Raw genomic sequence first — 14,010 nt, 5'->3', positions numbered from 1 at the left:
ATTGCTCCAAATAAAGATAAAAAGATTCGATTAAACTGCCTGGCCGACATTTAGCCAGCTAAGGATCTCGGCAAACTGCTCGCACACCGCGTCAGGGCCAGTGAGCCCAATATCTTCACCGTAGTTGTAGCCATAGGTCAAGCCGATTGATGCAACACCTGCTGCTTTCGCCGCTAAAATGTCATTTTTAGAATCGCCTACCATCAACAACTCACTTTTATCGAGTTGCCATTGCGCTAATAAATGCTCTAGCGGTAATGGATCCGGCTTCATCTTCGCCAGCGAATCGCCGCCAAGCACTAAGCTAAAGAAATCATTAATCTTAAAGGCCTCAAGCAGCGGCAAAGTAAAGCGGTAGGGTTTGTTTGTCACCACTGCCAGCTTAAATCCAGCGTCAAACAGAGTTTGTAGCACTTGGTGCACATCGGCATAAAGTGCACTGTGCTTCTCAAGATTTTCTTGATAGTGATGCATAAAAATCGGCATAGCCGCATCTAATGCCGTTTGCTCAACGTCTACGCCTAAAGCGTGGCTCATGGCACGGCGCATAAGCATTTCAGCCCCATTACCCACCCAAGTTCTCACCTGTGCCTCGGTACACGTTGCCAAACCTAACTCGGCGAGTGCCGCCTGTGTCGCGACCGCAAGATCGGGCACACTGTCAATCAGTGTGCCGTCGAGATCAAAGGCAATCGCCTTAATCTGTTTCCGCATCATTTGGCCTCAACTTTTGCTAACTCGGCACGCATTTCATCGACAACGGCTTTATAGTCTGGTTGACTAAAAATAGCCGACCCAGCGACAAACATATCGGCACCTGCGGCAGCAATTTCGGCAATGTTATCCACTTTTACGCCACCATCGACCTCTAAGCGAATATCAAAACCGCTCGCATCGATACGCTCACGCACTTGGCGTAATTTATCTAAGGTCGAAGGAATAAAGGATTGGCCACCAAAGCCTGGGTTGACCGACATCAGCAGGATCACATCTAACTTATCCATCACATGGTCAAGATAATGCAGCGGTGTTGCAGGGTTAAACACTAAACCTGCCTTACAACCGGACTCTTTAATCAGTTGCAAAGTACGGTCGATATGCTCAGAGGCTTCGGGATGGAAAGTAATAATAGAAGCGCCAGCCTTAGCAAAATCAGGCACGATGCGATCAACAGGCTTAACCATTAAATGCACGTCGATCTCCGCCGTAATGCCATAGTCGCGTAACGCTTTACACACCATAGGACCAATGGTTAAGTTCGGCACATAGTGGTTATCCATCACATCAAAATGCACTACGTCAGCCCCTGCATCTAACACGGCTTTAACGTCATCCCCTAAACGGGCGAAATCGGCGGATAAAATCGATGGAGCAATTAAAAATGGGCGCATAGGACACTCGCTGCTATTGAACAAAAAGTGCCTTATTTTACCCTTAGCTAGACCATGCCTCTATAGCAAATGCCACATTTATCGCGATTGAGGCCAGATGGAAGCTCAATTCCAGTACTCACAACCTACGGTAAGTCCAAGGAGAAGCTGAAGCGTTAGAAAGATTTTAGTGAAGATTGATAAATTATTGTTCATAAACTAAGCGAGTTTGTTATACTCGGGCAGCTAGCGTGGATCATTTAATGATTTCAAGGGAAGTATCATGAAAGGGCGGTTAACACAGTTTTCACACATTTTAGGCTCGGTGACCTTTAAGTCGTCGATGATGTTGGCATTTACCGCAGTGGTAGTCGCCTCCTTAGCCTTTGGTGTCGAAAAACTGACCGCAAGTAACGATACCTCCGCCTGCGCTTGCAGTAGTGATACTCGTTACAACAATAGCTTACCTAGCAGCCATCCGAATAACCGTTGTGCTGAACAGGCGCAAACTTTAAGTTGGAAGACCTGGCTTACTGGCAAAAATCGCTCTAGCCAGTTCCATTTTGTCGACTTGCTTGAACTGCTCCATGGTCATCAAGATAAACCTATCGATGACATGAAACCTGCCAATTCACAACAGTCCTATTGATGCTAAGCCGGATCTGGCAAGTCTTTCACAGTACGATAGCCGCCTTCTTTGGGGTGCAGTCAGATAAAAATCGCCAAAAAGACTTCCAGACCAATTCACCATTACCGTACATTTTGATGGGAATCGTGTTAGCGATAGCCTTAGTTGCAAGCCTTATTTTGCTGGTTAGCCAAGTCGTTAGCTAACTCGCGCGAGATCAACAATCTGCTAGACCAAAGTAATCAACTAGACCACAGTAATCACTCATCCTGCGGATCGTAAGTCTCATCGTATAAAGCAATCAACTCGTCAACTTTATTGCGGCCACTACCATTTTGGCTAATGTTGCGTTGCACTTGGATCTTAGCGAGATGCGCACCGCGATACAGTTCGCGCGTCAGCGGAATATCATGGTTGCTAATCACAACAGGAATGCGCTGTTCAAGAGCCATATGCCGCGAATAACGCGCGAGCAACGCCTGATCATCTAAGCTAAAGCCTGCACCGACATAGGTAGTAAAACTCGCCGTGGAGGATAATGGCGCATAGGGTGGATCACAATAAATCACATCACCAATTCGGATTTGTTCAAAGGCTTTTTCATAGCCAATGCACCTAAATTCGGCGCGTTGCGCTTTCTTTGAAAAGGCCAAAATTTCCTTTTCGGGGAAATAAGGCTTCTTGTAGGAGCCAAAGGGTACATTAAAGCCGCCTTTGCGGTTATAACGGCACAAGCCATTAAAACCATGACGATTCAAGTACAGAAAATAAACCGAACGCAGGAAAGGATCGCGAGATTTATTAAAGTCTGTACGCACGCGATAGTAGGCTTCCTTCTGATTCATCTCATCAACAAATAGCTTCTTAGCAGCCGCAATGTACTCCAAGGGCCTTTCTTTGACTATGTTGTAGAGATTTATCAGGTCTTGATTGATATCGCAGAGTAAATAGCTGGGGTAGTCAGTATTTAAAAATACCGAACCTGCGCCAACAAAGGGCTCAACTAAACGTTCACCCATGGGTAAATAGTTCGAGAGCTCATCCACCAATTTAAATTTTCCGCCAGCCCATTTCAGGAAGGCTCTATGTTTTTTGATCATTTAACTTGATGAATGCCGACAAAAATAAAGGCCATGATTGTACTCTGTTTATTCTGAAATTTCACCGCTTGGAAGCGCATCTTGTAATTGATAACCACCGAGCTCAGCCCATTTTTTTATCATGGGTTGACTCAAACGATATTGTTTGACCAATTCTGCGGCAGCCTGTTGCGCCGATTGACTGTCGCTAAACTGCCCCACCAGCACCACCCAAAATTGTTTGTATTTAGCGACTCGAATATCCGGCACAGAATGCAGTTTTTTCAACAGCGACTCGACTGTGTCACGCTGGGAGACTGTAGCTATTTGGATGGTATAACCGGACGTTGGCCGAGTTTTTACATTAGTTATTGATGCAGCCGTGATGTTCTTCGCTGGATGAACGTTATCGTTCTTAGCGATATCTTCATGTGATGTATTGTTACTAGCAGTCACAACATTGTTTTCGGCCTTACTTGTGGCTTCATCAATCGGTTGTGTTATGGCGGACTCATTCTCGGCTGGAGTCTCACCATGAAATCCCGCCAAAGGATCAGCTTGCTGCGCCGCTTGCAATAATAAAGACTGTGCTAACGACTCCTCACGTTGTTTAAAATAGGGCGTTAATATCCGTTGACCATGGGCTAAAAACTCGTCGGAATCCAATGCGGGATAAGTGACCACGTCAAGCACGGGCTCATCGGAAAAGGGTTGAGCCAATCCAAACCAAATCAAAATGGTAATCAACAAACTGCAAAGTCCAATCAACGCTAGCTTATATTGTACCCAGGCTGACTTCTTCTCACTCTGGCCATGTAGCGCCAGTTCCAGCAAGGTAACGACTTCCTGAGGAGTACCCGTTTGTTTTTCAAGTTGTGCGCGAACAATGTCTCTTGGAGTAAATGGATTTTGGTCACTGTATCGCAGCAAGGTTTGATACAGTGCTTCCCGCTCAGGCAAACTTAGCGGTTCAATACTAATAGGCAGGATCTGCCGCCGGAGAGAATCGGGTAATTGTGGCAATAAATCGGCTAAAAATGCTGGAGGAACCGTTAAGGTCACAGCTATCCGCTGTCCCGCACACTGAATTTGATTGAGTATGATGCATTCTGCCCATAGCTCTTTTGAGAGCAAATGAGCATCATCGATAATGATATGTAACGGTTTACTTTGATTTTGAGCTACACGCAGAATGGTTTCGGCGAGGGGGATCTCATCATCAAAAATGGGGGATGACATCAACTGCACTAAAATCTTGCGACGAATCTCAGCGTTATCGGCATGCATAGGGCAGATAACCAGCGCCGCATTTGAATCATCAAAATCGGTAGCTAATGCAGTGAGCAGCGTTGTCTTGCCCGAACCTTGGCCGCCAACAAGCACCAGCAATTGGTCGCTATAACTGGCAACATGATGCAATCTTTGTATGAGGGCTTCCTGTGAGGGAAGCAAGACTTGCCCCTGAAATGTCACTCATCCACCACACAAGGTTTATGCGCAGCAGATAACCTGTTCTAGGGTAGATTCAGAGACTTGACTAAATACTTCTGCTCGACCAATGGCCGTTGGAAGTACCAGCCGGATCTGACCGCCTAACACTTTCTTATCGCGACGCATATGTTGAATAAAACTGTCGAAATCCATTGATTCCGGCGCTTTTACAGGAAGATCGAAGGCTTGAAACAATTGCACAATACGACGGACAATTGACTCATCAACCAATCCTAAAGACTTAGCGGTTTGAGCAGCAAGGACTGTGCCAGCCGCAACGGCCTCACCGTGCAACCAGTTACCATAGCCCATCTCAGCTTCAATAGCATGACCAAAGGTATGCCCAAGATTCAAAAGCGCGCGCACGCCCTGCTCTGTTTCATCTTGGCTGACCACATCAGCTTTAATTTCGCAGCAGCGGGAAATCACATAGACTAAGGCTTGAGTGTCTAAGCTTTTTAGTGCTTGAACATTATCCTCAAGCCATTGAAAAAACTCAGCATCCCACATAATGCCATATTTAATAACTTCCGCCATCCCCGCAGCAAACTCACGCGCCGGCAAGGTCTTTAAACAGTCAGTATCAATAATGACAATTTGTGGCTGATAAAAAGCCCCTATCATATTTTTACCCAAAGGATGATTGACCGCCGTTTTGCCGCCAACCGAAGAATCCACTTGGGATAAAAGCGTTGTAGGGATTTGAATAAAATCGATACCACGTTGATAACATGCCGAGGCAAACCCCGTCATATCACCAATCACCCCTCCACCGAGGGCCACCAACACAGAATCTCGGGCATAATTACGTTGCAGTAGAGCCGAAAAAATAACATCTAAATGCGTTAAATCTTTAAATTGTTCGCCATCGGGAAGGATGACACTAGATACCTCACTAAACGAAGCCATCGTGTCTTGAACCTGGTTTAGATACAAGGGCGCGACGGTTTCATTGGTGACGATAAGGATACGTTTTTTCAGCAGATAGCGAGACAAAGTCTCGCTATCACTCATCAAACTCTGGCCAATGTAAATGGGGTAACTACGTTCACCTAAATTAACCTGAATTTGTTGTGTCATTCTGCCTAGAAACCTAATTTCTCAACGATTTGATTCGCAACAACCTTTGCACTTTGATCATCAGTTTTAACGATCACATCAGCAATTTCTTCGTACAGAGGGTTACGGATTTCTGCGAGGCTCTCTAATACTTCTCGCGGATCATCTACTTGCAGTAATGGGCGACGCTTGTCTCTTTGAGTTCGCGCAACCTGTTTGTCGATAGTGGTTTCGAGATAAACCACAATACCGCGAGCAGATAAATGATTACGGATATCTTTGCTCTGAACTGAACCACCACCAGTGGCAAGGACAATACCCTGTTTTTCAGACAGATCAGCAATAACCTGAGCCTCACGACGGCGGAAACCTTCTTCGCCTTCTACATCAAACACCCAAGCAATATCAGCGCCAGTGCGTTGCTCAATCTCTTGATCTGAATCGTGGAATTCTAAATGCAGCATTTGCGCCAGATGGCGACCAATTGTGCTTTTACCTGCGCCCATTGGGCCTACCAGAAAAATATTACGTTTTTCAGCCATTTCTTGTACGTCTGAATCTTAATGAAAAGTATGCCTATATCGACTCATGATCAAGCCGACCTACTGTATGTTACCTTGCTCTTATGAGACTTGACCGAGGATTATCTCAGTTTAATGTCTAGTCTGGCAAGTGATGCTCGCTATTTATGGTAAGAATTGTATTTTATAAATAATAAAGCCAGCAAGTGGTGCTGGCTTTATCCGAACGACTACATAGAGTTAGAGTTTCTCATTCACAATTTTAGGTGTTACAAAAATCAATAGCTCTTGGCGCTCATTCTTGTCGGTACTGTTACGGAATAAGAAACCGACCAAAGGAATGTCTCCCAAAATAGGTACCTTGCTAACCCGGCTAATCAAATTCTGCTGGTAGATACCACCTAATACAATGGTTTCGCCATTGTCGACAAGTACTTGAGTACCAATACGCTGTGTATCAATCGCTACTGCTGGACCTGTCGGCGTATCCACCGTTTTGCCCTGTGAGTCCTGCGTAATCTCAAGATCCAGAATCACACGATTGTCCGGTGTAATTTGTGGTGTCACCCTTAGTGACAACACCGCCTTTTTAAAGGTCACCGAGGTCGCACCGCTTGACGTGGATTGTACGTAGGGAATTTCAACACCCTGCTCAATATACGCCGATTTTTGGTTAGAGGTCGTGATACGAGGGCTCGCGATAATCTCACCTTTGTTTTCTTGCTCTAGTGCACTGAGCTCTAGATCCAAGATAGTACCGTCAGCGAGCTTAGCCACATGGAAGGCGATGCTAGTTGGGTTAGTGACGGCCGCAGGCAAGTTCACATTCAAACGATTATCTAAACTTGGTATCGTACCATTGGCAATATCGCCGGCCCCTTCTAGAGAACCAGAGGTCCCTTTATCACCCTGCTGATCAGTCACTCCCCAGCGGATACCCAAATCTTCAGACACGTCATCCTTTACGGTAACCATACGCGATTCAATCAACACTTGGCGGATCGGAATATCAAGCACCTCAACCAAACGATGAATGTTTTCGATGATTTCAGCGGTATCTTTGACGAGTACCGTATTGGTACGCTCATCAACGGCCACAGAACCGCGAGGAGACAATAAACTTGAGTCAGTGCCTTTTAATAGCTCAGCAATGTCGGTCGCTTTGGCATAGTTAATCTGCAGATACTCAGAATAAAGCGGCGCAAGCTCTTTAACTTCCTGTTTACTTTTGAGATTTTGACTTTCGCGAATCGCAAGTTCTTCACTCGGCGCCACCATCAAAATATTACCTTCGATGCGTTTATCGAGTCCTTTGGTTTGCAAAATCAAATCCAGTGCTTGGTCCCAAGGTACATCGTCAAGCCTAAGAGTAATATCTCCCTCAACAGTATCACTGGTCACTAAGTTAAAGTTGTTATAGTCAGCAATAATCTGTAATACGGTACGAACAGAAATATTCTGGAAGTTTAATGAAAGGGTCTTACCGTTATATTTCTTAATATCTTTAGTCGCTACAGTACGTTCAACCTTGTTAATCGACAACCTAAAGAGGTTATCTTCCTGCTTATAATTGAACTCATAATTACCCGATACATCAACTATGATGCGAGTCGTTAAGTCATCTTTAAAGGTTTCAAAGTTTTTAACTGGCGTAGAAAAATCCTGTACATCCATCACATACAACAAGTCATTGTTGATGTCAGTGTTGTAAAGCTGAACCTCAAGTTTGGCACCAATTTGCTCAACGTTGGCCGCAACAGAGCGGCTATTTAGGTAGACTAATAAATCGCCACCGCCATTTTCATTACGTCGAAAATCAATATTTTTAATACTATTTACAAATGGGCTATTTGCTGTTGCCTGAGAATTCACAACCTCATCATTAATGGTTAAGCGATAAGAATTACCAACTACGCTACCTTGATAAGGTTTGACTTTGGATAAACCTAAAGTCACTGTTAAACGCGCATCTTGCTGCGAGGTCACTAGATCTTTAACACCGACCTGATTAATCGGTAAGCGATCTTTAGAAAGACCAGAAATACTACCATCAAAGGTCAATACCAGCTCAGCAGGCGATGCATTTGAATCAATTTGTGGAGCCGAAATCGCATCCTCAAATATTAACTCAACCTCTAACTGATGATCGACTAAAGCATGGTATTTCACATCCATTAGCCGATTTGCCGCAAAGCTCGATGGCAAAAATCCAAATAGTAATGCGATCCCAATAACAGACTTAACTAAGCCTGAAGATAAAAACGATAACGGGATTTTTATCGCGGCAGAAGATTTCATTGTTCCCTCATCCTTCGCTTGTTATTTTCCAGAAAGTTCGATGTTGTTTGTGCGCTCTGACCAACAACCCGTACCATCTGGAATTAATTCTACAACTTCCACATTCTGTGGAGTCACTTTCGCTATACGTCCGTTAAACAACCCTAGATACTCACCCACGCCCATCCGATATACACTGCCATCATTCGTTTCAATCAGCGCCCAAGTTACATTAGCTTCACTTAACGTACCGCGCATTTTTAGGTTGTCTAAAGCATAAGTTTCTAAACGGCCCTTACGACGTTTTAAATCCGGTTGTAAGCAGTTTTTACTGGTATCAACGACTTCTTCGGTTAATTCGCGAGAAGGCGGAACAAAGGGACTACGCATTAACTCAGCCTGGTAGGCAAAATGCTCAAACTTAGGCGGTTCTTTTAAGGGTGGAATATGCGCCACATGCTGTGCTTTAGTTGTAGTAACAAATAGCTCTAAATCACTACGATCGCCAACACACCCCATTAAAAAAAGACTCATCCCTAACAGAGGTAAGAGTTTCATTATTTCTTCCCCTTGTTAGCAGGCTTTTCGGGGGGTAACTCTGCCCCTTCTTTAAAGCGATAGGTTTTAGCAAGAATGTCCATGGTTAAAGTACCGCTATCATCACGTTTGATCGTAAAATCATGCAAACTAACAATACGAGGTAACTTAGCAACACCACTCACCATATTGCCAATCTGGTGATAATCACCAGTGACTGACATCTTAATTGGAAATTCGATATAAAAATCTCGCTGAATTTCAGCTTCCCAATTTAAACTTTTAATCCGTAAACCAGCATCCGTTGCTGCAAAGGTTAAGTCATCAAGCAAACCGGGCATCTCGTTTTCTGAAGGTAACATTTTCAGCAATTCGGCAAATTGCCCTTCCATTACGGCAAGTTGTTCACGATAGAGCTTTAAATTAGCGGCCAGTTGATATTTGTTTTGAAAATCTTCTCTTAGCTGTAACTCTTTGTTTTGTTCATTATTAATCACATCGATTGCATCAGACAACACCACAAAATATCCCGCTGCAAATACGCAAAGAGCTAGCAAAATAGCGAAAAATACTTTTACTTGTTTTGGCCAACTTCCGATATTTTCAAAATCGATATCATTAAACTGACTGAGATCGAGCTTCATTTACTCGCTCCTTTTGCCGCTTTTACGGGCTCTTCAGCAATGGCTCCTTTGATGCTCACCCTTAAACTAAAGCTCTGCAATTGTCTTAACTCATCATCTTGGGTAACGATCGATTGCATATTGGGATCGGTTAACCACTCAGACGCTTTTACCTTACGCATCATATTTGCTACGTTATTATTCGACTCACTGCGACCTTCAATGAGCAACAAACTGCCTTTTTTCTCAAGACTCGATAGATAAATTCCTGGCGGAACAATACGCACTAGCTCGTCTAATACGTGTGTCGGCAAATTACGGGATTGCTGAAGATTTAAAATAATTTCAGTTCGACGCTCAATATCTTTTTTACGTTCAGTGATCTTTTTAATCTCGGCAATTTGAGCATCGAGCTGCTGAATTTCTGACTGTAAATAAGCATTTCTTGCTCGCTGCTCATCAGTCATCATCTCGAGTAAAGCCAGCGCTGCATAGACTAAGATTGCTGAGCCCAAAAATACCGCAGCCAATATGCCGATATAATCGCGTTTCTGCTTTTCTCTCGCTTCTTCACGCCAAGGAAGCAGGTTTATGTTCGCCATTGACCGTAGCTCCTCAGGGCTAAGCCACAAGCAACCATATATTTGCTAATGCTAGGTTGCAGTATATTTTTAACGGATTCATCCGCGTGCAGGCATCCTTGGAAAGGGTCGGCAATTATGGTGTGAACACCTAACTCATTGGTCAATAAGTTAGCCATGCCTTCTAGTTTAGATGTGCCACCACATAAGACGAGATAGTCGACTTTATCTTTGCCGCTTGAAGTACAATAAATTTGCAGCGTTCGCTTAATTTGCTGCAGTAATTGCGTTTGGAAGGGAGATAACACTTCAAACATATAATTACGCGGTAAATCACCCTCGATTTTTGCTTTTTCTGCCTGCTCATAAGACATGCCATAAAAAGAGAGAATCGACTGAGTAAATAACTCACCACCAAAGGCTTGTTCACGGATAAATGTAGTTTCGCCAGACTCGACAACGCAGAAAGTAGTCATATTCGCGCCGATATCGACCATGGCAACCGCTTTCTGGCGAGCCCCTTCAGGTAATTGGCCTAGGACTAACTCAACCGCTCGACCTAAGGCATAGCCTTCAACGTCAACGACTTTAGTCTCTAGCTCGACTTCATCAAGCGCATCAACTCTGGCATCGATATTGTCAGTACGGCAAGCACTGAGTAATACATCGACCTTAGAAGGATCGGTACTGTTGACGTTTAAGGTTTCAAAATCAATGCTGACTTCATCAAGGGAATAGGGGATTAAGTTATCAGCCTCAATCTCAATTTGCGCTTCCATTTCCTCTTCGCTAAGCGAGGCATCCATATAGATGACCTTAGTCATTACAGCAGAACCAGAAACCGCAACCGCAGCATATTTAACCGATTTAGGCAAAGCACGCTTTACCTGTTTGAGGCATTCAACAACGGCATCGGTATCACGAATATCATGATCGTTAATAGCACCCTTTTTTACGGGAACCGCTACGTGACTTAATATTTTGTATCCATCAGCAGTCTTACTCAGCAAAATGGCCTTTACTTCATGGGAACCAATATCAATTCCGACCATTTGCGGAGCCTGACGCTTCCATAAATTTGAAAGCATAATCCGTTGTCACTTTATTATTTATATTTCAGTATGAGAGATTAGCACAAAATCAACCCGTTATACGTATTTGTATAGAATGTTTCAAGATTTTACAAACGCTATTTTAGGGCCGTCACGTTTTTGCTTCACCCAAACGTTCGCGCCTTATATACTGTCGCACTTAACTGAACATTAGGATCAATTTAGGTGAAGTGGTTAAAACGTATTGTTATAGCTCTATTCAGTCTAGCCCTTTTGGGCGTAGGCGCCATTGTTGCAGCATACTTTTATGTTTTGCCGGATCTGCCGGATGTTTCGACACTAAAAAATGTGCAATTACAAACACCTTTGCGCATTTACAGTAGTGATGGCAAACTCATATCTCAGTTTGGTGAAAAACGACGTATTCCCTTAAAACTGGAAGAAGTCCCTAAACCGCTGTTACAAGCCTTCCTTGCCACCGAAGATGCGCGCTTTTATGAGCATGGTGGTATCGATCCTGTCGGGGTAATCCGCGCAGCAATCGTCATGTTAACAACCGGCGAAAAAAAGCAAGGAGCAAGTACTATCACCATGCAGGTGGCACGTAACTTCTTCCTAACCCGCGACAAAACCATTATTCGTAAGGTGAAGGAAATTTTTATTTCCTACCATATCGAGCAGTTGTTAACGAAAGATGAGATTTTAGAGCTGTACGTTAACCGTATCTATTTAGGCCAAAGAGCCTATGGCGTTGGCGCAGCCGCTCAAGTGTATTTTGGCAAAAACGTCCAAGATCTGACTCTGTCTGAAATGAGTATGATTGCTGGCTTGCCAAAGGCCCCCTCAACGCTTAACCCCATTACTTCACCTTCCCGTGCTCTCGCTCGTCGCAACGTGGTGTTGATGCGGATGAATGAAGTGGGGTATATCAGCAAAACGGAGTACCAAACCGCACTCCAGGAGCCACTCGTAGCCAAATATCATGGTGCCGAAATCGATCTCTATGCCCCTTATATTTCTGAAATGGCCCGGGATTACATGGTGCAAAAATATGGTGAAGAAGAAGCCTATACCAATGGCTATAACGTCTACACCACGATTTCATCCGATCTCCAGCTGTTAGCGCAGCAAGCATTACGCAATAATGTTTATGCCTATGATGAACGTCATGGCTACCGCGGTCCTGCTGCTGTTTTGTGGACAGGCGCTAAGCCTGATAATGCACAAATCAAAGCTGAACTGGCTAAAGTCACACCCGTCCAAGAGTTACAACCTGCCGCAGTATTAAGCATTGATGGACAGCAAGCCAGTGTATTAACCGCTAAAGGTGAAACCAAAGTCATCAAATGGGATGGCTTGAAATGGGCGCGTAAATTTATTAACGATAAACGCCAAGGTGCGGTACCTAAATCGGCTTCAGACATGCTGACAGTAGGCGAACGTATTTGGATCCGCGACAATGGCCAGTACTTACAATTATCGCAAGTCCCCGAAGTAGCGAGTGCCACAGTGTCACTCGATCCGGAAAATGGCGCTATCCGTACTTTAGTGGGTGGTTACAGCTTTAGCCAAAGCCAATACAACCGGGTGACTCAGGCTAAACGCCAATTAGGTTCGAATATTAAACCTTTCATCTATGCTGCGGCATTAGAAAAAGGCTTTACGCTCGCGACTCTAATTAATAACGCACCGATTAATAAACCCGATATTAGCCAAGGTACTGCGTGGCGGCCGAAAAACTCGCCCGATATCTATGGTGGCCCAACGCGTTTACGTGTGGGCTTAGCGCAATCGATCAACGTCATGTCTGTTCGTGCCATGCGCCATATTGGTTTAGATGCAGCTATTGCCGAGTTAACTAAGTTCGGTTTTGACCCTAACGACTTACCACGAAACGAGTCCTTAGCCCTCGGTTCACCTTCGGTAACGCCCTTACAAGTCGCAGCGGCTTTCAACGTGTTTGCAAATGGTGGCTTCTTGGTTGAACCTTTCTATATTGAGCGGGTAGAAGACTCCTTCGGCAATGTGATTGAAAAAGCCAATCCAACCTTAGCTTGTAAGCCAAGTGGTAATCTAACCCAACCGAGTAGCGACCCAATGGGCTTTAGTGAGCCAACGGCTCAAACCGATGAGCCTGTTGCCCATTGCTTTGAACAAACTGGCCGTTACGCACCGCAAATTATCTCTGAACAAACGGCATTCCTGATCACCGAAGCGCTGAAGAGCGTGATCTGGGGGGGTGGCGATTGGAGTAAAGGCACTGGTTGGCAAGGTACAGCTTGGCGTGCGGCGCAATTAATTAAACGCCATGATATTGCAGGTAAAACGGGGACAACCAACGAATCTCGCGACACGTGGTTCAGTGGTTTTGGCCCGACGCTGACAAGCACCTTCTGGGTGGGATTTGACGATCATGGTCGCCAGTTAGGTAGAACCGCTTGGAACGCTAATGGTGAAAAAGATCAGATCACTGGGACCGAAGCCGGTGCTAAGACCGCAGGGCCTGGCTGGAACGAATTTATGAATAACGTGCTTAAAGGCGTTCCAGAAACCACGGCGATTCCACCAGAGGGAATCGTCTCGGTGCGGATCGACCTTGCAACAGGCAAGCTCACTCGTAAAACTGATTACACCAGCGATTTTGAATACTTTATCTCCGGTACTGAACCGAAGGAATATATCAGTGAAAGCCAAGATGAAAATAATCTCTTCATCGATGCGCCAGCGGATGACTTGTTCCAATAGCCGTAAATAGCAATAAAAAAACGCGACCTTGAGTCGCGTTTTTTTAT

General features: G+C 44.6%; 14 protein-coding genes. 3 read left to right on the top strand and 11 right to left on the bottom strand.

What is annotated here, in order from left to right; genetic code table 11:
- Positions 1 to 30: 30 nt before the first annotated feature.
- Both CEQ32_RS17605 and rpe read right to left on the bottom strand, forming a co-directional pair.
- Entirely contained in the window at positions 31 to 714 is a 684-nt protein-coding gene (locus tag CEQ32_RS17605) for a phosphoglycolate phosphatase (RefSeq protein WP_055647111.1), read from the bottom strand.
- Positions 714 to 1,391, bottom strand: a complete 678-nt coding sequence (gene rpe / locus CEQ32_RS17600; RefSeq protein WP_037424193.1) for a ribulose-phosphate 3-epimerase — start codon at positions 1,389 to 1,391, stop codon at positions 714 to 716. The genes CEQ32_RS17605 and rpe overlap by 1 nt, the downstream gene beginning before the upstream one ends.
- Before the next feature lie 262 nt (positions 1,392 to 1,653).
- Here rpe and CEQ32_RS17595 point away from each other — a divergent pair, with 262 nt between their 5' ends.
- Both CEQ32_RS17595 and CEQ32_RS17590 read left to right on the top strand, forming a co-directional pair.
- On the top strand, positions 1,654 to 2,019 hold the full coding sequence (locus CEQ32_RS17595) for a hypothetical protein (protein WP_037424190.1): 366 nt from the start codon (positions 1,654 to 1,656) through the stop codon (positions 2,017 to 2,019).
- Entirely contained in the window at positions 2,019 to 2,204 is a 186-nt protein-coding gene (locus CEQ32_RS17590; protein ID WP_037424187.1) for a DUF2970 domain-containing protein, read from the top strand. The genes CEQ32_RS17595 and CEQ32_RS17590 overlap by 1 nt, the downstream gene beginning before the upstream one ends.
- Before the next feature lie 54 nt (positions 2,205 to 2,258).
- Here the strand turns inward: CEQ32_RS17590 and CEQ32_RS17585 are convergent, their stop codons facing one another.
- From CEQ32_RS17585 to CEQ32_RS17545, 9 genes are all read right to left on the bottom strand, one after another.
- A complete protein-coding gene (locus tag CEQ32_RS17585; protein ID WP_037425151.1) occupies positions 2,259 to 3,098 on the bottom strand; it encodes a Dam family site-specific DNA-(adenine-N6)-methyltransferase in 840 nt (279 codons plus the stop codon).
- A 48-nt stretch (positions 3,099 to 3,146) separates the two neighbouring features.
- Positions 3,147 to 4,550, bottom strand: a complete 1,404-nt coding sequence (locus tag CEQ32_RS17580; protein ID WP_055647089.1) for an AAA family ATPase — start codon at positions 4,548 to 4,550, stop codon at positions 3,147 to 3,149.
- Between the two features lie 18 nt (positions 4,551 to 4,568).
- Entirely contained in the window at positions 4,569 to 5,648 is a 1,080-nt protein-coding gene (gene aroB / locus CEQ32_RS17575) for a 3-dehydroquinate synthase (protein WP_088586512.1), read from the bottom strand.
- Positions 5,649 to 5,653: 5 nt separating this feature from the next.
- Positions 5,654 to 6,169, bottom strand: coding sequence for a shikimate kinase AroK (gene aroK, locus CEQ32_RS17570; RefSeq protein WP_037424170.1), 516 nt, complete (start codon positions 6,167 to 6,169; stop codon positions 5,654 to 5,656).
- A 219-nt stretch (positions 6,170 to 6,388) separates the two neighbouring features.
- Positions 6,389 to 8,446 carry a type IV pilus secretin PilQ gene (locus CEQ32_RS17565; RefSeq protein ID WP_055647088.1) on the bottom strand — a complete coding sequence of 686 codons (2,058 nt, stop codon included), beginning with the start codon at positions 8,444 to 8,446 and terminating at the stop codon, positions 6,389 to 6,391.
- A gap of 21 nt (positions 8,447 to 8,467) precedes the next feature.
- A complete protein-coding gene (locus tag CEQ32_RS17560; protein WP_037424163.1) occupies positions 8,468 to 8,983 on the bottom strand; it encodes a pilus assembly protein PilP in 516 nt (171 codons plus the stop codon).
- Positions 8,983 to 9,606 (bottom strand): type 4a pilus biogenesis protein PilO, encoded by a 624-nt coding sequence (locus CEQ32_RS17555; RefSeq protein ID WP_037424160.1) that lies wholly within the window; start codon positions 9,604 to 9,606, stop codon positions 8,983 to 8,985. Before CEQ32_RS17555 ends, CEQ32_RS17560 begins: the two co-directional genes overlap by 1 nt.
- Positions 9,603 to 10,187: a PilN domain-containing protein gene (locus tag CEQ32_RS17550; protein WP_037425164.1), complete on the bottom strand. Its 585-nt coding sequence runs from the start codon at positions 10,185 to 10,187 to the stop codon at positions 9,603 to 9,605. Before CEQ32_RS17550 ends, CEQ32_RS17555 begins: the two co-directional genes overlap by 4 nt.
- The gene (locus tag CEQ32_RS17545) at positions 10,175 to 11,254 is read right to left on the bottom strand and encodes a pilus assembly protein PilM (RefSeq protein ID WP_037424154.1); all 1,080 of its coding nucleotides are present in this window, start codon (positions 11,252 to 11,254) and stop codon (positions 10,175 to 10,177) included. The genes CEQ32_RS17550 and CEQ32_RS17545 overlap by 13 nt, the downstream gene beginning before the upstream one ends.
- A gap of 189 nt (positions 11,255 to 11,443) precedes the next feature.
- On the opposite strand from CEQ32_RS17545, the gene CEQ32_RS17540 reads away from it, so the two are divergent.
- Positions 11,444 to 13,963: a penicillin-binding protein 1A gene (locus tag CEQ32_RS17540; protein WP_037424150.1), complete on the top strand. Its 2,520-nt coding sequence runs from the start codon at positions 11,444 to 11,446 to the stop codon at positions 13,961 to 13,963.
- The last annotated feature ends 47 nt before the right edge of the window (positions 13,964 to 14,010 follow it).

It is taken from the genome of Shewanella sp. FDAARGOS_354, from assembly GCF_002209245.2.
GTDB classification, from domain to species: domain Bacteria; phylum Pseudomonadota; class Gammaproteobacteria; order Enterobacterales; family Shewanellaceae; genus Shewanella; species Shewanella xiamenensis.
The sequence above is the reverse complement of the archived record's forward strand: the minus strand, read 5'-3'. Positions and strand labels throughout refer to the sequence as shown.

Coding starts and splice junctions, on each gene's coding strand:
- CEQ32_RS17605 (WP_055647111.1), bottom strand. CDS start 714: ATGCGGAAACAGATTAAGGCGATTGCCTTTGATCTCGACGGCACACTG.
- rpe (WP_037424193.1), bottom strand. CDS start 1,391: ATGCGCCCATTTTTAATTGCTCCATCGATTTTATCCGCCGATTTCGCC.
- CEQ32_RS17595 (WP_037424190.1), top strand. CDS start 1,654: ATGAAAGGGCGGTTAACACAGTTTTCACACATTTTAGGCTCGGTGACC.
- CEQ32_RS17590 (WP_037424187.1), top strand. CDS start 2,019: ATGCTAAGCCGGATCTGGCAAGTCTTTCACAGTACGATAGCCGCCTTC.
- CEQ32_RS17585 (WP_037425151.1), bottom strand. CDS start 3,098: ATGATCAAAAAACATAGAGCCTTCCTGAAATGGGCTGGCGGAAAATTT.
- aroB (WP_088586512.1), bottom strand. CDS start 5,648: ATGACACAACAAATTCAGGTTAATTTAGGTGAACGTAGTTACCCCATT.
- aroK (WP_037424170.1), bottom strand. CDS start 6,169: ATGGCTGAAAAACGTAATATTTTTCTGGTAGGCCCAATGGGCGCAGGT.
- CEQ32_RS17565 (WP_055647088.1), bottom strand. CDS start 8,446: ATGAAATCTTCTGCCGCGATAAAAATCCCGTTATCGTTTTTATCTTCA.
- CEQ32_RS17560 (WP_037424163.1), bottom strand. CDS start 8,983: ATGAAACTCTTACCTCTGTTAGGGATGAGTCTTTTTTTAATGGGGTGT.
- CEQ32_RS17555 (WP_037424160.1), bottom strand. CDS start 9,606: ATGAAGCTCGATCTCAGTCAGTTTAATGATATCGATTTTGAAAATATC.
- CEQ32_RS17550 (WP_037425164.1), bottom strand. CDS start 10,187: ATGGCGAACATAAACCTGCTTCCTTGGCGTGAAGAAGCGAGAGAAAAG.
- CEQ32_RS17545 (WP_037424154.1), bottom strand. CDS start 11,254: ATGCTTTCAAATTTATGGAAGCGTCAGGCTCCGCAAATGGTCGGAATT.